Source organism: Billgrantia bachuensis (assembly GCF_011742165.1).
In the GTDB taxonomy this organism is placed as follows: domain Bacteria; phylum Pseudomonadota; class Gammaproteobacteria; order Pseudomonadales; family Halomonadaceae; genus Halomonas; species Halomonas bachuensis.
Window position 1 is genome coordinate 88,591 of record NZ_JAAQTO010000053.1, and the last position, 20,050, is coordinate 108,640.

19 protein-coding genes are annotated in these 20,050 nt (G+C 65.5%); 15 read left to right on the forward strand and 4 right to left on the reverse strand.

Features of this window, described 5'->3' with window-relative positions; translation table 11 throughout:
* Window positions 1-13 precede the first annotated feature (13 nt).
* The 8 genes from HBJ55_RS18920 to tal all read left to right on the forward strand — a co-directional run bounded on the left by HBJ55_RS18920 (window position 14) and on the right by tal (window position 8,331).
* Entirely contained in the window at window positions 14-928 is a 915-nt protein-coding gene (locus HBJ55_RS18920) for a carbohydrate ABC transporter permease (protein ID WP_240936195.1), read from the forward strand.
* A gap of 11 nt (window positions 929-939) precedes the next feature.
* Complete coding sequence (locus HBJ55_RS18925; RefSeq protein WP_167118727.1) at window positions 940-2,082, forward strand: ABC transporter ATP-binding protein; 1,143 nt, start codon at window positions 940-942, stop codon at window positions 2,080-2,082.
* Window positions 2,083-2,093: 11 nt separating this feature from the next.
* The gene (locus HBJ55_RS18930; RefSeq protein ID WP_167118730.1) at window positions 2,094-2,813 is read left to right on the forward strand and encodes an HAD family hydrolase; all 720 of its coding nucleotides are present in this window, start codon (window positions 2,094-2,096) and stop codon (window positions 2,811-2,813) included.
* Window positions 2,810-3,592 carry an L-iditol 2-dehydrogenase gene (locus HBJ55_RS18935; protein WP_167118733.1) on the forward strand — a complete coding sequence of 261 codons (783 nt, stop codon included), beginning with the start codon at window positions 2,810-2,812 and terminating at the stop codon, window positions 3,590-3,592. The genes HBJ55_RS18930 and HBJ55_RS18935 overlap by 4 nt, the downstream gene beginning before the upstream one ends.
* A 79-nt stretch (window positions 3,593-3,671) precedes the next feature.
* A complete protein-coding gene (locus HBJ55_RS18940; RefSeq protein WP_167118736.1) occupies window positions 3,672-4,295 on the forward strand; it encodes a nucleoside triphosphate hydrolase in 624 nt (207 codons plus the stop codon).
* A 68-nt stretch (window positions 4,296-4,363) separates the two neighbouring features.
* Window positions 4,364-5,857: a mannitol dehydrogenase family protein gene (locus tag HBJ55_RS18945; protein WP_167118739.1), complete on the forward strand. Its 1,494-nt coding sequence runs from the start codon at window positions 4,364-4,366 to the stop codon at window positions 5,855-5,857.
* Window positions 5,857-7,341, forward strand: a complete 1,485-nt coding sequence (gene xylB / locus HBJ55_RS18950) for a xylulokinase (RefSeq protein ID WP_167118742.1) — start codon at window positions 5,857-5,859, stop codon at window positions 7,339-7,341. Before HBJ55_RS18945 ends, xylB begins: the two co-directional genes overlap by 1 nt.
* Window positions 7,342-7,380: 39 nt before the next feature.
* Window positions 7,381-8,331 carry a transaldolase gene (tal, locus tag HBJ55_RS18955; RefSeq protein ID WP_167118744.1) on the forward strand — a complete coding sequence of 317 codons (951 nt, stop codon included), beginning with the start codon at window positions 7,381-7,383 and terminating at the stop codon, window positions 8,329-8,331.
* 18 nt (window positions 8,332-8,349) lie between these two features.
* On the opposite strand, the gene HBJ55_RS18960 is transcribed toward tal, so the two are convergent.
* A complete protein-coding gene (locus tag HBJ55_RS18960; RefSeq protein WP_167118747.1) occupies window positions 8,350-8,661 on the reverse strand; it encodes a YqfO family protein in 312 nt (103 codons plus the stop codon).
* A gap of 133 nt (window positions 8,662-8,794) precedes the next feature.
* Between HBJ55_RS18960 and HBJ55_RS18965 the strand changes: the two genes are divergently transcribed.
* The 6 genes from HBJ55_RS18965 (at window position 8,795) to HBJ55_RS18990 (ending at window position 16,610) form a co-directional block, all read left to right on the forward strand.
* Window positions 8,795-9,634 carry a fructosamine kinase family protein gene (locus tag HBJ55_RS18965; RefSeq protein ID WP_167118750.1) on the forward strand — a complete coding sequence of 280 codons (840 nt, stop codon included), beginning with the start codon at window positions 8,795-8,797 and terminating at the stop codon, window positions 9,632-9,634.
* A gap of 99 nt (window positions 9,635-9,733) precedes the next feature.
* Window positions 9,734-10,720 carry a lipid A deacylase LpxR family protein gene (locus tag HBJ55_RS18970; protein ID WP_167118753.1) on the forward strand — a complete coding sequence of 329 codons (987 nt, stop codon included), beginning with the start codon at window positions 9,734-9,736 and terminating at the stop codon, window positions 10,718-10,720.
* 113 nt (window positions 10,721-10,833) lie between these two features.
* Window positions 10,834-11,241 (forward strand): hypothetical protein, encoded by a 408-nt coding sequence (locus HBJ55_RS18975; protein ID WP_167118756.1) that lies wholly within the window; start codon window positions 10,834-10,836, stop codon window positions 11,239-11,241.
* A gap of 86 nt (window positions 11,242-11,327) precedes the next feature.
* A complete protein-coding gene (locus HBJ55_RS18980) occupies window positions 11,328-12,611 on the forward strand; it encodes an efflux RND transporter periplasmic adaptor subunit (RefSeq protein WP_167118759.1) in 1,284 nt (427 codons plus the stop codon).
* Window positions 12,608-15,778, forward strand: coding sequence for an efflux RND transporter permease subunit (locus tag HBJ55_RS18985; protein WP_167118762.1), 3,171 nt, complete (start codon window positions 12,608-12,610; stop codon window positions 15,776-15,778). Before HBJ55_RS18980 ends, HBJ55_RS18985 begins: the two co-directional genes overlap by 4 nt.
* 139 nt (window positions 15,779-15,917) lie before the next feature.
* A complete protein-coding gene (locus tag HBJ55_RS18990) occupies window positions 15,918-16,610 on the forward strand; it encodes a hypothetical protein (RefSeq protein ID WP_167118765.1) in 693 nt (230 codons plus the stop codon).
* On the opposite strand, the gene HBJ55_RS18995 is transcribed toward HBJ55_RS18990, so the two are convergent.
* Complete coding sequence (locus HBJ55_RS18995) at window positions 16,583-17,224, reverse strand: TetR family transcriptional regulator (protein WP_167118768.1); 642 nt, start codon at window positions 17,222-17,224, stop codon at window positions 16,583-16,585. The genes HBJ55_RS18990 and HBJ55_RS18995 overlap by 28 nt on opposite strands.
* A 183-nt stretch (window positions 17,225-17,407) precedes the next feature.
* On the opposite strand from HBJ55_RS18995, the gene HBJ55_RS19000 reads away from it, so the two are divergent.
* Window positions 17,408-18,439, forward strand: coding sequence for a succinylglutamate desuccinylase/aspartoacylase family protein (locus tag HBJ55_RS19000; protein WP_167118771.1), 1,032 nt, complete (start codon window positions 17,408-17,410; stop codon window positions 18,437-18,439).
* Here the strand turns inward: HBJ55_RS19000 and dusA are convergent, their stop codons facing one another.
* Together dusA and HBJ55_RS19010 are read right to left on the reverse strand one after the other, a co-directional pair.
* On the reverse strand, window positions 18,440-19,477 hold the full coding sequence (dusA, locus tag HBJ55_RS19005) for a tRNA dihydrouridine(20/20a) synthase DusA (RefSeq protein WP_167118774.1): 1,038 nt from the start codon (window positions 19,475-19,477) through the stop codon (window positions 18,440-18,442). It abuts the gene before it with no gap.
* Window positions 19,478-19,738: 261 nt separating this feature from the next.
* Window positions 19,739-19,936 carry a hypothetical protein gene (locus HBJ55_RS19010; RefSeq protein WP_167118777.1) on the reverse strand — a complete coding sequence of 66 codons (198 nt, stop codon included), beginning with the start codon at window positions 19,934-19,936 and terminating at the stop codon, window positions 19,739-19,741.
* Window positions 19,937-20,050: the final 114 nt, after the last annotated feature.

A 20,050-nucleotide genomic window follows, 5' to 3' on the forward strand; every position in this document is an offset into this window, starting at 1 on the left:
CGAGGAGCCGCTCATGACCACACTCAAGACCAAGCAGGCCCTGCCGGCAGATGGCCAACCGGCAAGCGCCTCCGCCAACGGCGCGACGCGCGCCCGTCACACCCCGCTGGTACCCAGCGCCGGCGCTCGCCGGCTATGGCTGACACTGCTGGGCTGGGGAATTGCCCTGATCATTTTCTTTCCCATCCTGTGGATGGTGCTGACCGGCTTCAAGACCGAGGCGGAGGCGATCGCCGACCCCAGCCTGATCTTCTCGCCGACGCTCGAAAGCTATATCGCCGTTCAGGCCCGCGCCGACTACTTCAAGTTCGCCATGAACAGCGTGGTGGTGGCCTTCGGCTCGACCCTGCTGGCGCTGGCCATCGCCATTCCCTCGGCATACGCCATGGCGTTCCTGCCCACCAAGCGCACCAAGGGCACGCTGCTGTGGATGCTCTCCACCAAGATGCTGCCGCCGGTGGGCGTGCTGGTGCCGATCTACTTGCTCTTTCGCGACTTCGGCCTGCTCGACACCCGCACCGGGCTGATCATCGTCTACACCCTGATGAACCTGCCGATCGTGGTGTGGATGCTCTACACCTTCTTCAAGGATCTGCCGCGGGACATCCTCGAGGCGGGACGCATGGACGGCGCGAGCACCTTTCAGGAGGTGATCTATCTGCTGCTGCCGCTGACGCTTCCCGGCATTGCCTCCACCGGGCTGCTGTCGGTGATCCTGAGCTGGAACGAGGCGTTTTGGAGCCTCAACCTGACCTCCTCCAGCGCCGCTCCGCTCACCGCCTACATCGCTTCCTTCTCGAGCCCCGAGGGGCTGTTCTGGGCCAAGCTCTCCGCCGCTTCCACCATGGCCATTGCGCCGATCCTGGTCTTCGGTTGGCTGACCCAGAAGCAGATGGTACGCGGCCTCACTTTCGGCGCCGTCAAGTAAGAGGTTTTCCCATGGCAACGCTACAACTCAACAACATCGTCAAGCAGTTCGACGACACCCAGGTGCTCAAGGGCATCGACCTGGAGGTCCACGACCGCGAGTTCGTGGTCTTCGTCGGCCCTTCCGGCTGCGGCAAGTCGACCCTGCTGCGCATAATTGCCGGTCTCGAGAGCGCCTCCTCGGGCGACATCATGATCGACGGCCAGCGTATCAACGACGTTGGACCCGCCGAGCGTGGCCTGGCCATGGTGTTCCAGAGCTATGCGCTCTACCCGCACATGACCGTCGAGGACAACATGGGCTTCAGCCTCAAGCTCGCCGGCGTGCCGAAGGAGGAACGCCGGCGCAAGGTGCGCGAGGCGGCGTCGGTCCTGCAGCTCGAACCGCTGCTCGAGCGCAAGCCCAAGGCGCTTTCCGGCGGCCAGCGCCAGCGCGTGGCCATTGGCCGCGCCATCGTGCGTAACCCCAGCATTTTTCTCTTCGACGAGCCGCTCTCCAACCTCGACGCGGCGCTGCGGGTGCAGATGCGCATCGAGCTGGCGCGCCTGCACGAAGAGCTCGACGCCACCATGATCTACGTCACCCACGACCAGATCGAGGCCATGACCATGGCCGACAAGATCGTCGTGCTGCAGGGCGGCGTGGTCGAGCAGGTGGGCTCGCCGATGGAACTCTACCATCATCCACGCAACCGTTTCGTGGCTGGCTTCATCGGCTCGCCGAAGATGAACTTCCTGGAGGTGGAACTCGTCAATGCCGGGCCCGAAAGTGTCGAGGTGCGACTGCCTGACGGAGCGACCTGCGAAGTGCCGGTCGATGGTAGCGGCCTTGGTGCAGGCCCGCTGACGCTGGGCATCCGCCCTGAGCATCTGCGCCTCGAGCCCGAAGGGCCGCTCTCGGGTCGCATCGAGGTGATCGAGCGCCTGGGCGGGGTGACCTCGCTCTACGTGCGCATGCAGGACACCCTGGTCACCGTGAGTGCCGACGGCAACGTGGATAGCCGGGTCGGCGATATCCTGCGCTTCGGCTTCGATCGCGCCTGTGCCCATCTTTTCGATGCCGCGGACCTGGCCCTGCCCAGCCTGTCGCGCCATCCCCTGGCCGGACTCAACCGCCAGGACAACCGCACGCCGTCCGTGACCAGCGGCCAATGAACGGAGTGGGCATGGAAACGCTGATCTTCGATTGCGACGGCGTGCTGGTGGACAGCGAGGTCGTCGCCGAAGCGACGCTGCTGGAGCAACTCGGCATGTTGTTGCCGGACATTTCCGAGGACGTCGCCCTGCGTCAGGCGCTGGGCATGACCACCGCGGCGATCCTCGAGCGGCTGGAGCGGCAGAGCGCGCATCGTCTGCCGGCGGATGCGTTGGAGCGCATCGACAGCGCCATCGAGGCGCGCCTGGCCGAGGAGCTGCGCGCCGTCGAAGGCGTGGCGGAAACGCTGGCTCGGATCGAGCTGCCGCTGGCCATCGTTTCCAACAGCCGCCGCCGTCGGGTGCTGGCATCGCTGGCCGTTACCGGGCTCGATGCTCGGCTGGGCGAGGTGCCGCTGTTCACGGCCGATGAGGTCGAGCGACCCAAGCCGGCGCCCGACCTCTATTTGCTGGCGGCGCGTCAGATGGGCCGAGCGCCGGGCGATTGCCTGGTGGTCGAGGACAGCGTTTCCGGCGTTACTGCGGCGCATGCGGCGGGCATGACGGTGATCGGCTTCACCGGCGCCAGCCATATCGAAGATGGTCATGCCGAACGGCTGCGCCGGGCGGGGGCGTGGCGGGTGTTGCCGGCCATGCACGGCCTGGAGGCCCTGATCCAGCAGTGGCGCGAACGACGCCGTAACGACGTGAAAGCGGCCACGAGCGAAACCAACGAGGAAGCTTCAAGATGAAACTGCACGACAAGGTGGCCGTGATAACCGGCGGCGCACGCGGCATCGGCCTGGCCATTGCCGAGCGCTATCTCGCCGAGGGGGCGCGGGTTGCCGTGGCCGATATCGACGTGGCCGCGGTGGAGGAGGCCGTGGCTGGCCTGCGTCACCTGGGGGCCGACCGCGTCATGGGGGTACGCCTCGACGTCTGCGACCGCGACTCGATCGCGGCGATGATCCAGGCCGTGACGGAACACCTCGGTCCCATCGACATCCTGGTCAACAACGCCGCGGTATTCGACATGGCGCCGGTGCTCGAGGTCAGCGAAGGCAGCTTCGACCGCCAGTTCGCCGTCAACACCAAGGGGCTCTTCTTTACCCTGCAGGCGGTAGCCCGGCACATGGTGGCCCGCGGCGAAGGCGGGACGATCATCAACATGGCTTCCCAGGCGGGGCGCCGCGGCGAGGCGCTGGTGAGCACTTACTGCGCCACCAAGGCGGCGGTGATCAGCCTGACCCAATCGTGCGCGCTCGATCTGATTCGCTACGGTATTCGTGTCAACGGCATCGCCCCGGGGGTGGTCGACACCCCGATGTGGGAAGAAGTCGATGCGTTGTTTGCCCGTTACGAGAACCGACCGCTGGGCGAGAAGAAGCGCCTGGTCGGCGAGGCGGTGCCCTACGGACGCATGGGCAAGCCGGAAGACCACGCCGGCGCGGCAGTGTTCCTTGCCTCCGACGATAGTGAGTACGTAGTCGCACAAACCCTGAACGTCGATGGAGGCAACTGGATGAGCTAGGCGTATTCGAAAACTGGCTGCGCTTGCTCGCTGCCTTTTTGAACACGCCTGGTGCCTGCGTTTTGAGTAGGAAACAACAATGAATCCAAATATTCATGATATGGCGGTGCGTTTATTGGAGGCCGCCGAGAATCGGCGACGCTTCATCGTCGCCCTGGCCGGGCCGCCGGGGGCGGGCAAGTCGTTCCTCTCCGAGTGGCTGTGCCGCGAACTCAACGAGAGGCAGCCCGGCATCGCCGCGGTGGTGCCGATGGATGGCTATCACCTCGACAACGCCATCCTCGAGCCGCTGGGCCAGTTGCCGATCAAGGGCGCGCCGGAGACCTTCGACCCCGACGGTCTGAAGCACGACCTGGAGCGCATTCGCCGCACCGATAGAACCGTGGCTGTACCGGTGTTCGACCGACCGCTGGACCTGGCTCGGGCCGGTGGACGCCTGATTACCCTCGAGCATCGCCTCGTCATCGTCGAAGGCAACTACCTGCTGCTCGACCGCGACCCCTGGCGCGAACTGCACGCCCTGTTCGACATGACGCTGTTCCTCGAGGTCGCCGACGAGGTGCTCGAGGCGCGGTTGATCCAGCGCTGGTTGGGAATGGGCCAGGAGCAGCAGGGCGCCGTCGACAAGGCGCGCCACAAGGACATGCCCAATGCCCGACTGATCAAGCGCGAATCCGTCGCGCCGGACCTCTACTGGCGTTAGGCCGCGTCACGCTGCCGTTGCCATACATCATTTCTCGTTCATTGCCGCCTGCGGCAAGGAGTGCCCTTATGCCTGCTCTCAGCAACGCCACGCTCACTCGACTCGACCCGCGCATCGCCGTACCGCGCTACGACCGCCAGGCGCTAACGCCGGGTATCGTCCATATCGGCGTCGGCGGCTTTCATCGCGCCCACCAGGCCATGTATCTCGATGAGCTGATGAACCGAGGCCAGGCGTTCGACTGGGGCATCGTCGGCGTCGGCGTGATGCCCGGCGACCGGCGCATGCAGGAGGCATTGTCAGCACAGGATCATCTCTACACGCTGGTAGTGAAGCACCCCGGCGGCGAGCGTGAACCACGGGTGATCGGTGCCATGCTCGATTATCTGTTCGCTCCCGACGACCCCGAGGCCGCCATCGAGTGCATGGCCGACCCCGCCATTCGCATCGTCTCGCTGACCGTGACCGAAGGAGGCTACAACTTTCATCCCGTCAGCGGCGAGTTCGATCTCGGCAATCCCGACGTGCGCCACGACCTCGACCGTCCCGATGCGCCGCGCACGACGTTCGGTCTGGTGGTCGAGGCATTGGCCCGGCGGCGTGAGCGCGGCCTTACACCGTTCACGATCATGTCCTGCGACAACATCCAGGGCAACGGCGAGGTGGCCAGGCGTATGTTCTCCGCCTTTGCCCGAGCGCGTGATACCGAACTCGGTGAGTGGCTGGAGTTCGAGGTGCCGTTTCCCAATGCCATGGTCGACCGCATCACGCCGGTGACCCAGCCGGCGGATATCGAGGAACTGGCGCATGAATTCGGCGTCGACGACGCCTGGCCGGTGGTATGCGAGCCCTTCACCCAATGGGTGTTGGAGGATCGCTTCGTCTGCGGCAGGCCGCCCTTGGAGCAGGCAGGCGTCCAGGTCGTCGAGGATGTCGAACCCTACGAACTGATGAAGCTGCGCCTGCTCAACGCCAGCCACCAGGCGCTGTGCTATTTCGGTTACCTGGCCGGCTACCGCTATGCCCATGAAGTGTGCCGTGATCCGCTGTTCGTCGACTTCCTGCTCGGCTACATGCGCCACGAGGGCAGCCCCACCCTGGCGCCGGTGCCGGGCGTGGACCTCGAGCAGTACCGTCTGACCCTGATCGAGCGTTTCGCCAATCCCGAGATCAAGGACACCCTGGCGCGGCTGTGCGCTGAGAGCTCCGATCGTATTCCCAAGTGGCTGGTGCCGGTGATTCGCGAACAGCTCGCAAGAGGTGGCGAGATCCACCGCAGCGCCGCGGTGGTGGCGAGCTGGGCGCGCTACGCCGAAGGTACTGACGAGCAAGGCGAGCCCATCACGGTAGTCGACCGCTTCAAGAACGAACTGATGGCGCTTGCCGCCGTCAACCGCACACAGCCTACCGCCTTCATCGACAACCGTGAGCTGTTCGGCGACCTGGCCGAGCACGAACGCTTTCGCCAGGCCTACCTGGCCGCCTTGGAGAGCCTGCACGAACGCGGCGCGCGCGCTACCCTTGAAGCCCTGAGCGGGGAGCAAGCACAAGGAGCGGAATAATGTATATCGGGGTGGACTGTGGCACCCAGAGCACCAAGGTGGTGGTGGTCGACATCGACGGCGAGGCGATCCTCGGCGAGGCGAGGCGTCCTCATCGCCTGGTGGAAGGCGAGAACGGGCGTCGCGAGCAGCAGCCCGGCGAATGGGTCGATGCCTTCCGCGGTGCGTTCGAGGAGGCCGTGAGTCGGGCCGGCATCGAGCGCCGCGCGATCCGCGCCATCGGCGTATCCGGCCAGCAGCACGGCATGGTGGCACTCGACGCCGCGGGCCGGCCGGTGCATCCGGCCAAGCTGTGGTGCGATACCGAAACGGCGGCGCACAACGCTGCCCTGGTCGAGCGCCTGGGCGGCCCGGCGGGCTGCCTCGAGCGGCTCGGGTTGGTGCTTCAGACCGGCTACACCGCCTCCAAGATCGCCTGGCTGCGCGAAACCAATCCCGAGGCCTATCGTCGTATCGACGCCATCCTGCTGCCCCACGACTACCTCAACTACTGGCTCACCGGCGAGAAGGTGGCGGAGGCGGGCGATGCGTCGGGTACCGGCTACTTCGATACTCGCAGTCGCCAGTGGCGTCACGACGCCTTCGCCGAAATTGCCCCGGAGCTCGACCCCGAGCGCGTACTGCCGCGGCTGATCCGCTCCCGCGAACCTGCCGGCACGCTGCGCCCGGAAGTGGCCCGGGAGCTGGGACTGGGCGACGGCGTCCTGGTCGCAAGTGGGGGAGGCGACAATATGCTCGGCGCCATCGGCACCGGCAACATTGTTCCCGGCATCGTCACCCTGAGCCTCGGCACGTCGGGCACCGTATGTGCTTACTCGCCCGAGCCGGTGCGCGCCGAGAGCGACATGGTTGCCAACTTCTGCGCCAGCCATGGTGGTTGGTTGCCACTGATCTGCACCATGAACGTCACTTCGGCCAGCACCTTGGTGCGTGAGCTGTTCGCCCTCGACCTGGCGGCCTTCGGCGAACGCCTGGCCACGGCGCCGATCGGCGCCGAGGGCGTGACGGTGCTGCCGTTCTTCAACGGCGAACGCGTTCCGGCGCTGCCACACGCCACGGCCAGCTTCCTGGGGCTCGACAGCCGCAACCTGACCCAGGCCAGCCTGTGTCGGGCGGTGGTGGAGAGCGCGACCTTCGGCCTGCGCTACGGTCTCGAACTGCTCGGGCCGCTGGCCGCCGGAGCAAGCCAGATCCGGCTCATCGGCGGCGGTGCCAAGAGCACGCTATGGCGCCAGATGGTGGCCGACGTCACCGCGACCCAGGTGATCTGCCCACAGGTGACCGATGCCGCGGCGCTGGGGGCTGCGCTGCAGGCGGCCTGGTGTGAGCGCGCAGATCTCTCGCTGGCCGCGCTTTGCGATCGCCTGGTACATCTCGATACGAACTCGCTGGCCGAGCCCGTTGAGGCGAATGTGCATGCCTACGAAGCGGTCTATGCCCGCTATCGCGAGGCGCTGAAAGGACACCACGGCGTTCCGAACTGAACCCACTCCATTCTCAACCGCAGCCCACGGAGAAGCCCCATGACGACTCGACTCGACGCACTCAAACGCCACTCGCTGGTGGTCGCCGATACCGGCGATCTCGACGCCATCCAGCGCTATCGGCCCCAGGATGCCACCACCAACCCATCCTTGTTGCTCAAGGCCTTCGATCTGCCGGGCTATCAGGCGCTGATCGATGAAGAGCTTGCCGCGGTCAAGGCCGAGGGTGGCGACTTGCCGACACGCGTCGAGCGCGCCGTGGATCGCCTGGCTGTGGCCAAGGGCGCGGAGATCACCAAATTCGTCCCCGGTCGGGTCTCGACCGAGGTGGCCGCCAAGCTCTCCTTCGATACCGAGGCGAGCGTGCGCAAGGCCTTTGAGCTGATCGAACTGTATGAGCGCCGCGGCGTCGGCCGCGAGCGGGTACTGATCAAGCTGGCCTCCACTTGGGAGGGCATTCGTGCCGCCGAGCGACTCGAGCGGGAGGGCATCAACTGCAACCTCACGCTGCTGTTCAGCGATGCCCAGGCCCAAGCCTGCTTCGATGCCGGCGTATACCTGGTCTCGCCGTTCGTGGGCCGAGTCACCGACTGGTACAAGAAGGAGACCGGCAAGGAGTACGCCTCCGACGAGGACCCGGGCGTGCTGTTCGTCCGCGGCGTATGCGAGCGTGCCGGACGCGGTGGTTTCGATACCGTGGTGATGGGGGCGAGCTTCCGCACGACGGGCCAGGTGCTGGCGCTGGCCGGCTGCCATCGGCTGACAATATCGCCGGCGCTGCTCGAGGAACTGGCGGGCGAGAAGGGCGACGTCGAGAAGCGGGTCGTGTTCCCGTCCCCCGGCGAGCGTCCGGCGCCGCTCAGCGAGGCCCGGTTCCGCTGGCAGCACAACCAGGACGCCATGGCCAACGACAAGCTGGCCGAGGGTATCCGCCGCTTTGCCGAAGACCAGGGTCAGCTTGAGCGGCGCATTGCAGAGCGGCTGGGCTGACACCCTGGCAGGTAAAGCCTAGAAGGCTTCCAGCCGCCACACGTCGAAGGCCGGCTCTTCGTAGGGGTGGGCAGCACGCAGCGCGGCGACGGCATCGTGTATGAGCTGGTCCTCGCAGACCAGCTCGACCTTCACTTCCTCGACCTTCTCCAGGTCGCCAACCTGGCCGATGTGTGGGTTGGCGCCATCCAGCGGACGAAACTGGCCGGTGCCGCGGGTCTCGAAGCAGCACGCCTCGTAGTCTCCGATGCGCCCGGCCCCGCTGGCGAACACGGCTTCCTTGACCGCTTCGGCATCCTCGAGCGGAACGTAGAAGGCAAGCTTGTACATATGTCTCTCCTTGCATGCGGAATGCCGCAACTATCATGGTGCGGCGAGGGCGCCGCTGATGAAATTAGGCTCCTTTTGAATGATGCTGGCGCATATATTGCCAAGATGAAAAGAGGCTATCGAGGAGGAGAACATGGATCGAGCACTCTCCGCACTGCTGGAAGCGCAGGGGCTCTCGCCCGCCGGTAGGATGCAGCCGCTCGGGGGCGGCGATATTGCAGCCGTCTACCGGTTGGAAACGTCCCGGGGGCCGGTCGTGGTCAAGCATGATGATGCCGAGCGCTTGTCGGGCGAAGCGGATGGACTGCAGGCCTTGCGCCAGGCCGGGAGTTCGCTACTGGTGCCCAGCGTCTTGGCGCTGGGCGATGGTTGGCTGGTCATGGAGGCGCTCGAGGTGGGCTCCCGCTCGCAGCGTTCCGCAACGGCGCTGGGCGAGGGGCTTCGTCAGCTGCATTCGCATACCGCAGCCGAGCATGGCTGGCCGCGGGACAACGCCTGCGGGAGCACGCCCCAACCCAATGCACCACTATCAGACGGACGGGCCTTTCAGCGCGATCGACGCCTGCTGCCGCTGGCCAGGGCCTGCCACGAGCGAGGGCTACTGGATGATCGGCTGCGCAACCGCCTCGAGGCACTGGCGCAGTCTCTGGAGGAGTGGCTGCCCGACGTGCCGGCAAGCCTGCTGCACGGCGACTTGTGGTCGGGCAACGTGCTGCATACCCCACAAGGACCGGCAGTCATCGATCCTGCTGTGTATCGCCACTATCCCGAAGTGGACCTGGCCATGTTGACGCTGTTCGGCTCGCCCGGCGAAGCCTTCTTCGAAGCCTACTGGGATGGCAATGCCCCGCATGACTGGCCACGGCGCGAGGCGCTGTTCCAGCTCTATCCGTTGCTCAATCACCTGCTCTTGTTCGGTGGTGGTTATCGGAGTGGCGTCGAGCGGGCAGTGATCACCCTCGAGCAGCTGTGACGCGGCATCCATTCATTCAAAAGTTCGTTTGAATGCACTTGCCCGCCCCAGGCTCGCTACATACACTCAAGCATGTTTGTTCACTCATGGAAGAGAAACATGCACAGAATCATTGGCAACCTTGTTGTTGCAGGGATCGTTGGCTGGGTGGCACCGGCCCTGGCAGGCCCGGGTGCCGTCACGCTGCAGATGGACAACGACGGTATGTTCAGCAGCGACGACGACAACTACACGGCCGGTGCCGAACTCATCTGGACCCGGGCAGTGGCGGCGGATCACTGGAGCCAGCGAATCGCCGAGGGCTTTCCGGACGGTTGGCTGAGTCGGGTCGATGCGCTGAGCTATCACCTGAGCTACCGCATGTATACGCCGGTGGAAGTGGCGCGGCGTGACCTCATTGAAAACGATCGCCCTTACGCCGGCCTGGCACTGGGCGGGCTTGCCCTGTATGGCCGGCAGCCTTTGCCAGGCGCCTGGCAGAGTGAAGAGGCGCTTCAGCTCGATATCGGCGTGGTCGGGCCGGTCACGGCGGCCGACAGCGTTCAGCGCGAAGTTCATCGCTTCGTCGAGAGCCAGCGACCTCGCGGCTGGTCCCACCAGTTGGGCAACGAGCCCATCCTCAACGCCTCCTACCGACGCCACTGGTGGCATCGCCAGTCGCTGGGGCAGCTCGAGATGCAGCACGGGCCGGGGCTCTCGGCCTCCCTCGGCAACCTCCTCGTCCAGGCCGGGGCGGGCTACGGCCTGCGCCTCGGCAACGGCTTGGATAACGTCATGGGCTGGCCCTCCCTGGGGATCGATCAGGGCGGCTATCGGCAGGTTTCTACATCGCCCGGCGGCGGCTGGCATGTCTTTGCCGCTCTACAGGGACGCTACGTGGCGCACAACCTGCTGCTGGATGGCAACACCGTGCGCGACAGCCACTCCGTCGGCCGCCGTGAGCTGGTCGGTGACGCCGTGCTGGGTCTGGCGCTGACCTGGGACAAGTGGGAGGTCAGCGTAGCGCACGTTTGGCGCAGTCGGGAATTCGAGGAGCAGGAGGGAAGCACCGTACATGGCGCACTTTCGCTGAGCTACCGGCTCTGACAAAGGGCTTTCGTGCGGTATTCCTCGGCGCGTGTTGGCTCGCCCGCGCTTCGGCCTGCCTATACTGGAAGCCTGGCCGAGCCGATAGACGCAACAATCAGGGGGGCATCGCCATGAAGCAGTCAGCGGGAGCCGATTGGGGGCGTGCTTGCATCATGGCGCTGACTGCCTGGCTTGTCGTCAGCGTGCCTGCCTGGGCCGCGCCGGCTGAGCCACGCCATGTGCCGGTGTCTCCTGTCTGGCAACCGGTCTTTCAACCCTTGGCCTGGCAGCGCGAGCATTGGCGACAGCGCAGGCGGCAGGATCCCTCTTTCGTCATCGAGCTTCCCCGGGCGTTCTTCGACCCCTACTACAACTGGGGCCATGCGCCGACACCGGCCGTGCCACCACGCCCCGCCCCGATAGTTCCGCAAGAGCGCGGCGAGATATGGCGAGACGACGTGGTGGGTTCAGGAAGTGGCGGTCGGCTGGAGGTTCACCCCGAGGGACGTATCCTGCGCAGCCGACCGCGTGGTGAATGAGCTTTTCCGCCATTCGATTTACATCCATACACGCATGAATGTAAAATTCGTCGACCTTTGGCGTATCAACGGAAACGACGCACATCATGAAAAGAACATCTCGTCTCGGCCGGGCCGCCCTGGTGGCGATGGCCGCCGGCCTGTTGCTGGCCGCCTGTGGCCAGGAGGAGAACCCCCAAGCGCAGCAGCAAGCCGCCCCCGAGCGTCAACCTCACCCCGTCGAGGTCGTGGCGATCGAGCGCCAGGATATCGCGCTGGAAAAATCCTACCCGTCGCTACTGCGTAGCGACGACGAGGTCACCCTCGTGGCCCGTATCACGGGCACCCTCGAGGAGCGTCACTTCGAGCCCGGCGAACAGGTCGAGAGAGGCCAGCGTCTCTTCTCCATCGAGCCGGACGTTTATCAGGCGGCGGTGAATCAGAACGAGGCCAATCTGCAGAGCGCCCAGGCCGAACTCTCCCGTGCCCAGCGTGACGCACAGCGCTTCGAGCGCCTGTTGAGCCAAAATTCGGTGAGCCAGCAGCAGGTCGACCAGGCGCGCGCGGAGCTGGGGGTGGCGCGTGCTGCCGTGGCCCAGGCCGAGGCGGCGCTGGCGAGTTCGCGCATCGACCTCGAATACGCCGAGGTCACCGCACCGGTATCGGGCGTGATCGGCCTGGCGCAGATCAACGTCGGTAACCTGGTCAGCCCCGGCTCGGTACTGGCGACCATCACACCGCTGGATCCGCTGGAGGTGCGCTTCCAGTTGCCGCAGCGCGACGCCCTCGAACTGCGTCAGCAGCTGCGGAGCCAGGAGGGTGAACCGTTTCGCGCCATGTTGAACGTCCCCGGCGGCAGTGGAACGGCCGCCCGAAACCTGGAAGGGCAGCTCGATTTCCTGGGCTCGCGGGTGGATGAACGCACCAGCACGGTCCAGGCCAGTGCCACTTTCCCCAACCCCGATGCCCGGGTGCTGCCAGGCCAGTTCGCACGCATCAGCCTCGAGGGGCTCAAGCGCTTCGACGTGCTGGCGGTACCCGAGATTGCCGTGTCTCAGGGCCTGATGGGGCCGCAGGTGTTCGTGCTCGATGAAGACGACACGGCGCGCGCCCGTACCGTGGAGCTGGGTGAAGTGGCGGGCCCTTGGCAGATCATTCGCGGCGGCCTGGAGCCCGGCGAGCGGGTGGTGGTAGGCGACCCGGCCGGCATCGAGCCCGGCACGCCCATCGACCCACAGCCTTTCGAAGGTAATGTGCGGGCGCTGGTCGAGGAAGCCGAGCAGGCCGAAGCCGAGGCTGAGCGCGAGGCTGCCGAGGCGATGCAGGAAGAAGAAGCCGCCGAGGCCACGCCGGAGGGGGAGGCCGCTGAAGGCGGCGAGGACGACGCATGAATTTTTCCAATTTCTTCATCAAGCGGCCGATCTTCGCCACGGTGCTGGCGATCATCCTCACCGTGATGGGGGTGGTCAGCATGCGGGTGCTGCCCATCGAGCAGTATCCCAGCGTGGTGCCGCCCACGGTATCCGTGCAGGCGCAGTTCCCGGGGGCCGATGCGGAAACGGTCGCCCAGACCGTGGCGGCCCCGCTGGCCGAGGCGATCAACGGCGTCGAGGACATGCTCTACATGACCTCGACCAGTGCCGACAACGGCTCAATGAGCCTGAATGTGGCGTTCGACATCGGCACCGATGGTGATATCAACACCATCAACGTCAACAACCGGGTGCAGGGGGCGCTGTCGCGCCTGCCCGAGGCGGTGCAGGCCCAGGGCGTGACGGTGGAGCTGCGCTCCAGCTCTATCCTGATGCTGGTGGCACTGATCTCGCCGCAGGGCGACTACAACAACGTCTTCATGCAGAACTACGCCACGCTGAACATCCTCGACGAGTTGCGCCAGGTGCCCGGCGTGGGCGAGGCCTCGGTGCTGGGCGGCGGCGAGTTCGCCATGCGCGTGTGGATGGACCCCGACAAGCTGGCCCAGTACGACCTGACCCCCACCGAAGTGGCGCGGGCCATTCGCGCCCAGAATACCGAGGTGCCGGCAGGCAACCTGGCGGCCACGCCGCAGCGCGATCCCCGTGCGTTCACCTATACCATCACCGCTGGCGGGCGACTCAACGACGTCGAGGATTTTCGCAACATCTTCCTGCGCACCAACGCCGACGGCTCGGCCCTGCGCCTGGACGACGTGGCGCGCATCGAACTTGGGGCCTCCTACTATGGCGTGCAGGCGCGTCTGAACGGCGCCACCATGACGCCGATCATCATCAACCAGCAGCCGGGTGCCAATGCGCTGGAGACGGCGCGGGCGGTGCAGGCGACCATGGCCGACCTGGAAACGCGTTTCCCTCCCGGGCTCGAATACGTGGTGCCCTACGACACCACGCTGTTCATCGGCGCTTCGGTGGATACCGTGACCCACGTCTTCATCGAGGCTTTCCTGATCGTCGGCGTGATCCTGTTCATCTTCCTGCAGAACTGGCGCTTCACGGTGATTGCCATGTCGGTGGTGCCGGTCTCGGTACTGGCCACCTTTGCCGGCTTCTTCGTATTCGGCTTCTCGATCAACCTGCTGACGCTGTTCGCACTGGTACTCTCCATCGGTATCGTGGTCGACGACGCCATCCTGGTGGTGGAGAACGTCGAGCGTGTGCTCAGCGAGGACGACGAGATCACCGTGACCCAAGCCACCATCCGCGCCATGCGGGAAGTGGGCGGCCCGGTCATCGCCACGTCGCTGATCATGGCGGCGGTGTTCGTGCCGGTGGCTTTCCTGGGAGGCTTCACCGGACAGATCTACCAGCAATTCGCCATAACGGTGGCCGTCTCGGTGGCCTTCTCGGCATTGATGGCGTTGACCTTCACCCCGGCGCTCTCGGCCATCTTCATCAAGCACAAGCCCAAGGGCGTGGGGCAGTCCAAGCTGATGCGGGCACTCAACACGCCGCTGCGGCTGTTCGATCGCCTGTTTGCCGGCGTTACCGCCGCCTACATGTGGGCGGTCAAGGTGCTGGTGCGCTTCTGGGGGCTGGCGCTGTTGTTGACGGGGCTGATCATCGGCGCCTCCTGGTGGCTCTACCAGATCGCCCCCTCGACCCTGGTGCCCGAGACCGACCAGGGCATTGTGCTGGCCAGCGTCCAGCTGCCCGACTCCGCCTCCCTGGCGCGCACCCAGAGTTACATGGACGAGCTCAGCTCGCGCATCGAGGAGGTGCCCGGGGTGCGATATTCCACCGCCGTGGCCGGTTACGACATCCTCTCGAGTTCGGTCAACACCGCGCGGGGGATCATGTTTATCAACATGGAGCCCTGGGACGAACGTGAGCTGACCGCTACCGAGCTGGTGGGGCGGGTGATGCAGCTGGGAGCCCAGATTCCCGGCGGTTCGGCCATGGCATTCAACGTGCCGCCAATCATGGGGCTTTCCACCACAGGGGGCTTCGAAGGCTACCTGCAGTCCTTCGAAGGTGCCTCTCCGCAGGAGCTGTTCCAGGCCTCGGTCCAGGTGATGCAGGCGGCCAATCAGCACCCCGCCCTGCAGCGGGTATTCACCACCTTCAACGTCAACGTGCCGGGCTATCGTGCCGAGATCGACCAGCAGAAGGCGCTGAGCTACGGCGTGGCGCTGGAGGACCTGAATGCGACCCTGTCGAATACCTTCGGCAACGGCTTCGTCAACTTCTTCAGCTACCAGAACCGCAACTTCCAGGTTTACCTGCAGAACGAGGACGAGTTTCGCAGGACTCCTGACGATGTCAGCAGCGTCTACGTACGTGGCGGCAACGGCGAGCGGATTCCGCTGTCGGAGTTCGTCACGCTGGAACGCCAGGCCAAGCCGGCGGTGGTGTCGCGCTTCGGTGTCTACCTGGGGGCGCAGTTCCAGGGCGGCCCCGCGCCGGGTTACAGCTCCGGCCAGGCGATCGCCGCCATGGAGGAGATCGTCGAGGAGACCCTCGGCGGTGGCTGGGGCATGGGCTGGACCGGCACCGCCTACCAGGAGAGCCAGCTCGGCAATACCGCCACGCTGGCCATCGTCTTCGGTATCCTGATGGTATTCCTGATCCTGGCGGCGCAATACGAGAGCTGGTCGCTGCCGCTGGCGGTGCTCACGGCAACGCCCTTTGCCTTCCTCGGCGGTATTGGCGGTATCGTGCTGCGCGGGCTCGACACCAGCGTCTACGTGGAAATCGGTATGCTGGTGGTGGTGGGGCTGGCGGCCAAGAACGCGATCCTGATCGTCGAGTTTGCCGAGCTGCAACGCAAGGAGCAGGGCAAGTCGATCCACGAGGCGGCCATCACCGCGGCGGAGTTGCGCTTCCGGCCGATCGTGATGACCTCGCTGGCGTTCATCTTCGGCACCCTGCCGCTGGCGCTGGCCAGCGGGGCGAGCGACGTCAGCAGCCACCACATCGGTACTACCGTAGCGGTGGGCATGGCTTCGGTGGCGGTGCTCGGCAGTCTCTTCGTGCCGAGCTTCTACGCCGTGATCGCTCGCACCTCCGACTGGCTACGCCATAAGCTTCGGGGCCGGCACGAGGCCGCGAACGAACACACCTGAGCGGCAGGCAATTCGTAGCGCGCGGTCGAAGGGCGCCACCGCAAGGTGGCGCCCTTATTCATGATCTGGTACGTGCCCTGCCCAGAGCGGCTTGGACTAGGCTGAAGGTGAGTCGAGCGTTAACCGCGAGGAGGCCACCATGGAAGCGCTGCGTCAGATTGTCCTGAGTTTTCCCGTCGTCGTCTTCACTGGCCTGTTGCCACTGGTGTTGCTCTATTGGCTGTTGGTGCTGCTGCGCCTGGCGCCGCTGGAGCTGTTCGCGCGCGACAGCCTCAAGGGAGACCATCTGGCCAGCACCATGGTGGCGCTGGGCTTCGTCGGCGTACCGGTTTCCTTTGCCCTCAGCGTGCTGCTGGGGCTGGCGGGCGTGATCACTCTGGTAATCGAGCTGGCCGTGCTGCGCTGGTTGCCATTGGGCCTGTTTCGCATCCCCGTGGGGGTGGCGGTGCTATGGGCGGCCTTCGTTCTCGCCTCACCCTTGGCGGCAAGCGTATGCCATGCGCTACAGCGCCGCTTCCATCGGTTGGCACGATCGCAGCCGCGCTGCCTGCTGGGCGAAGTCGTGCAGGTGCGCTCCGCAGCCGATGCGCAGGGTTGGACCACGGCCACGCTGATCGACGATCCCGCGTGCGAGGTGAGTCTGCACGGCAAGGCCGGTGACCTGCCCCGCCCGGGGGAGCGTCGGGTATTGGTCAAGTTCGTGGCGAAGGAGGGCGCCTACCGCAGCGTGGCGGAGAGCCGCTACTGCGAGGCGCGCGAGCACTTGCGCCGGCTGCGGTTGGCTCGGGGACGCGCCGGGGTGAGTCATGGCGGGGCCGAGGCGCCACTGTAACGCTCGGCGCGCAGCAGCTCCAGTTGGGCCTCGACGAGCTGCGTGCCTCGCTCGCGTAGCGAGAATTGCTCGTGGTTGCGCAGCCAGTCATGGAACAGGCCGCCGAGTATGGCCTGCAGCAGCCTGGCGGCCACTTCAGGGGAGAGATCCTGACGTAGATGGCCCATGCGAGCAGCACTGGTGAAGTAGCCGAGCAGGGCGCCACAGGCCTCCTCGGCCATTTCGTTCTGCATCGCCAATGGGTCGATCTCGGCAAAGGTTTCGCAGTGGTGGATCAGGATGGCATGCACGCGGCGATAGCGCGGCTGTTCGAGGCGTGCGAAGCCGCTCTGGCAGGCCTGACGGATGGCTTCCAATGGCTTGTTGGCGAGTTCCGGGTCGCCGATCTCCTCTACCAGCTCTTCGAACGGCATGCGCACCCGTTGCAGCATGGCCCGGAACAGGTCGGCCTTGTTCTTGAAATGCCAGTAGACGGCACCGCGTGTCATGCCGGCCTCGCGGGCGATCTGCTCCAGCGAGGTGCGGGCCACGCCACGTTCGAGGAAGACAGCCTCGGCGGCATCGAGCAGGGCTTCGCGAGTGGCGGCGGCTTCTGCCTTGGTACGTCGGGCCATGGTGGGGCGGTTCTCCTCGGTCCTGTACTGCAATGTTTTTGTCATTCTAACCCAAGGATGACACGCTTACATTCGTATATGTATGTCATGCTTCATAGTATGACGCCACCTAAGCCTATCTCTCGTATTCCACGCAGTGGCCCTGTATAACGGATCGAACACTGTTCCGCTTCGGAAAAGGCCATGCCCCGCGCATCTTTTGAGCTCAACGGCGCCAAGATCAAGCCCGGTAGCCGCCTTCAGGTCGACGTGCCGGTGGCGCGGCTCTACACCCATGCACCGCTGCATATTCCCGTCGAGGTGGTGCACGGTCGCCGCCAGGGGCCGGTCATGCTGGTTTGCGGCGGCATACACGGCGATGAGATCAACAGCGTTGAGATCGTGCGCCGGCTGATGCGCTCGAAGCAGATCCAGGGGCTCAATGGCACCCTGATCGCCGTGCCTATCGTCAACGTCTTCGGCTTCATGCAGCACAGCCGCTACCTGCCGGACCGTCGCGACCTCAATCGCTGCTTTCCCGGCAGTGAATCGGGCTCGCTGGGAGCTCGGGTGGCGGCGCTGTTTCGCGAGCAGATCGTCGATCACGCGACGCATATCATCGACCTGCATACCGGAGCCATTCACCGCACCAACCTGCCGCAGATCCGCGCCCAGCTCAGCCCCGGCAGCGAGACCGAGCGCATGGCCAACGCCTTCGGCGCGCCGGTAATCCTCAACGCCGAACTGCGCGAGGGTAGCCTGCGTCACTACGCCCAGAGCCGGGGCATTCCGGTACTGACCTATGAAGCCGGAGAGGCGCTGCGCTTCGACGAGTGGGCGATCACGCCGGGGGTGCGCGGTGTGCTCAGGGTGATGCGCCGGCTGGGCATGCTGGCGGGCGAACATCGGCGCCGCCCGCCGCCGGCGGCGGAACTGGCCAACGGCTCGAGCTGGGCACGGGCGCCTATTGACGGCATCCTGCGGCCCAAGGTGCGCCTCGGCGCACGGGTGACCAAGGGCGATGTGCTGGGCAAGGTGGCCGACCCCTTCGGCAATGCCGAGGCCTGCGTCAAGGCCATGGCCGATGGCATCGTGATCGGCATGAGCCGGCTGCCGCTGGCCAACGAGGGCGAGGCGCTGTTCCATATCGCCCGCTTCGATGCCATCGAAGAGGCCGAGAGCGCTATCGAGACCTTCCACTCCAGCCTCGAACCGCCGCCCGACCCGCTCTATTGATCACGCCTCGGCGAGGCGGGGCTCGGCCTCGCGCTCGCTTCTTTCCGGCACCAGGCTCAGCGCATCATCGAACACCCGCAGGCAGGCGCCGTCGAGATGGCCGTTCTCCGACAAATGGCGACGGAAGCGGCGCCCGCCCGGCTGGCCCTGGAACAGGCCCAGCAGGTGACGGGTGACATGGTTGAGCTTGGCGCCTTCCTCGAGCCGACGGGCGATGTAGGGGCGAAAGGCACGGGCGGCCGCATGCCGGCTGGCGGCCGGCCCTGCGACGCCGTAGAGCGCCTGGTCGACGCCGGACAGCAGCCAGGGGTTCTGGTAGGCCTCGCGTCCGACCATCACGCTATCCACGTGACTTAGCTGCTCGCGGCATTCGTCCAGCGACTTGATTCCGCCATTGATGCCGATGTGCAGCTCGGGCCGGCTGGCCTTGAGGCGATGCACCCGCGGGTAGTTCAGCGGCGGGATGTCGCGGTTCTCCTTGGGCGAGAGCCCCTGCAGCCAGGCCTTGCGTGCATGCACGATGAACGTCTCGCAGCCGGCATCCGCGACCTGGGCGATGAAGCGCTCCAGGTCGGCGTCCTCGTCCTGGTCATCGATACCGATGCGGCACTTCACCGTTACCGGAATGCTCACCGCCTCACGCATGGCGCGCACCGCCGCGGCGACCTTCTCGGGGTGGCCCATCAGGCAGGCGCCGATCATGTTGTTCTGCACCCGGTCGCTGGGGCAGCCGACGTTGAGGTTCACCTCGTCATAGCCCCACGCCTCGGCAATCGCCGCGCACTCCGCCAGCTCGCCCGGGTCACTGCCACCCAACTGCAGCGCAAGGGGATGCTCGACCTCGTCATAGCCGAGGAAACGCTCCCGCGGGCTGCCGTGCAGGATTGCGCCGGTGGTCACCATCTCGGTATACAGCAGCGCGTGGCGGGTCAGAGTGCGGGCGAAGGCTCTTTGATCCCTGGTCGTCCAGTCCATCATCGGGGCCACAGAAAACCGGCGTGCCCGTGCCAACGGGTCATTTCCAGTCGTGTTGCTCATCTATGGCCTCCAGGGTATAGCCGACATTACCGTTTGCTCCACCTCGTATCGCTGCCCAACTCCTGCGGTACTCTCAGGGTAACGAAGCGTTTGCAGCTCGCACAGCGACGCCGGGATCGCACCGTCGAGCGGCAGGGAGCAGGAAACGAGATGGCCGGCCATTGTACGCAAGAAGGAGCAGCGCGCCCAGAGTCGGGTGCCCGTTCCGCTTTGCAGCCGCAGGGGACGCATGGAGCGTGAATCAGGCCAGCCGGGCTGACCTCATTTCTTCTTCCGCATGAAAGGAAACACCTTGCGCATGGCATCCGCAAGCACTTGATCGGGCAGCTTGTGCTCCAAGTTCACGGCAGCCCTGGCGGCGGTGTACGTGCCTTTGTACTCCTTGGCGATTTCGCTGTCCGTCATGCTGTCCGGCAACTGCTCTTTCTCCCGGATTGCGTCGATTACGGCCTTGTCCATAACGCCTCCATATGAAGTCCCATATTGTCGAGCGTAGTGCAGATGATATGGACTCCCCCCTCCGACGGCATCGCGATGTGCCAGATTAGAGGGTGCATCAACCCATACGGAAGA

Bases quoted from the DNA above. Each gene is read 5' to 3' on its own strand.
- HBJ55_RS18975 (WP_167118756.1), top strand. From the start codon at position 10,834: ATGAAGCAGTCAGCGGGAGCCGATTGGGGGCGTGCTTGCATCATGGCG.
- HBJ55_RS18920 (WP_240936195.1), top strand. From the start codon at position 14: ATGACCACACTCAAGACCAAGCAGGCCCTGCCGGCAGATGGCCAACCG.
- HBJ55_RS18990 (WP_167118765.1), top strand. From the start codon at position 15,918: ATGGAAGCGCTGCGTCAGATTGTCCTGAGTTTTCCCGTCGTCGTCTTC.
- tal (WP_167118744.1), top strand. From the start codon at position 7,381: ATGACGACTCGACTCGACGCACTCAAACGCCACTCGCTGGTGGTCGCC.
- HBJ55_RS18935 (WP_167118733.1), top strand. From the start codon at position 2,810: ATGAAACTGCACGACAAGGTGGCCGTGATAACCGGCGGCGCACGCGGC.
- HBJ55_RS18930 (WP_167118730.1), top strand. From the start codon at position 2,094: ATGGAAACGCTGATCTTCGATTGCGACGGCGTGCTGGTGGACAGCGAG.
- HBJ55_RS19000 (WP_167118771.1), top strand. From the start codon at position 17,408: ATGCCCCGCGCATCTTTTGAGCTCAACGGCGCCAAGATCAAGCCCGGT.
- HBJ55_RS18970 (WP_167118753.1), top strand. From the start codon at position 9,734: ATGCACAGAATCATTGGCAACCTTGTTGTTGCAGGGATCGTTGGCTGG.
- HBJ55_RS18995 (WP_167118768.1), bottom strand. From the start codon at position 17,224: ATGGCCCGACGTACCAAGGCAGAAGCCGCCGCCACTCGCGAAGCCCTG.
- HBJ55_RS18965 (WP_167118750.1), top strand. From the start codon at position 8,795: ATGGATCGAGCACTCTCCGCACTGCTGGAAGCGCAGGGGCTCTCGCCC.
- xylB (WP_167118742.1), top strand. From the start codon at position 5,857: ATGTATATCGGGGTGGACTGTGGCACCCAGAGCACCAAGGTGGTGGTG.
- HBJ55_RS18925 (WP_167118727.1), top strand. From the start codon at position 940: ATGGCAACGCTACAACTCAACAACATCGTCAAGCAGTTCGACGACACC.
- HBJ55_RS18985 (WP_167118762.1), top strand. From the start codon at position 12,608: ATGAATTTTTCCAATTTCTTCATCAAGCGGCCGATCTTCGCCACGGTG.
- HBJ55_RS18960 (WP_167118747.1), bottom strand. From the start codon at position 8,661: ATGTACAAGCTTGCCTTCTACGTTCCGCTCGAGGATGCCGAAGCGGTC.
- HBJ55_RS18945 (WP_167118739.1), top strand. From the start codon at position 4,364: ATGCCTGCTCTCAGCAACGCCACGCTCACTCGACTCGACCCGCGCATC.
- HBJ55_RS19010 (WP_167118777.1), bottom strand. From the start codon at position 19,936: ATGGACAAGGCCGTAATCGACGCAATCCGGGAGAAAGAGCAGTTGCCG.
- HBJ55_RS18980 (WP_167118759.1), top strand. From the start codon at position 11,328: ATGAAAAGAACATCTCGTCTCGGCCGGGCCGCCCTGGTGGCGATGGCC.
- dusA (WP_167118774.1), bottom strand. From the start codon at position 19,477: ATGAGCAACACGACTGGAAATGACCCGTTGGCACGGGCACGCCGGTTT.
- HBJ55_RS18940 (WP_167118736.1), top strand. From the start codon at position 3,672: ATGAATCCAAATATTCATGATATGGCGGTGCGTTTATTGGAGGCCGCC.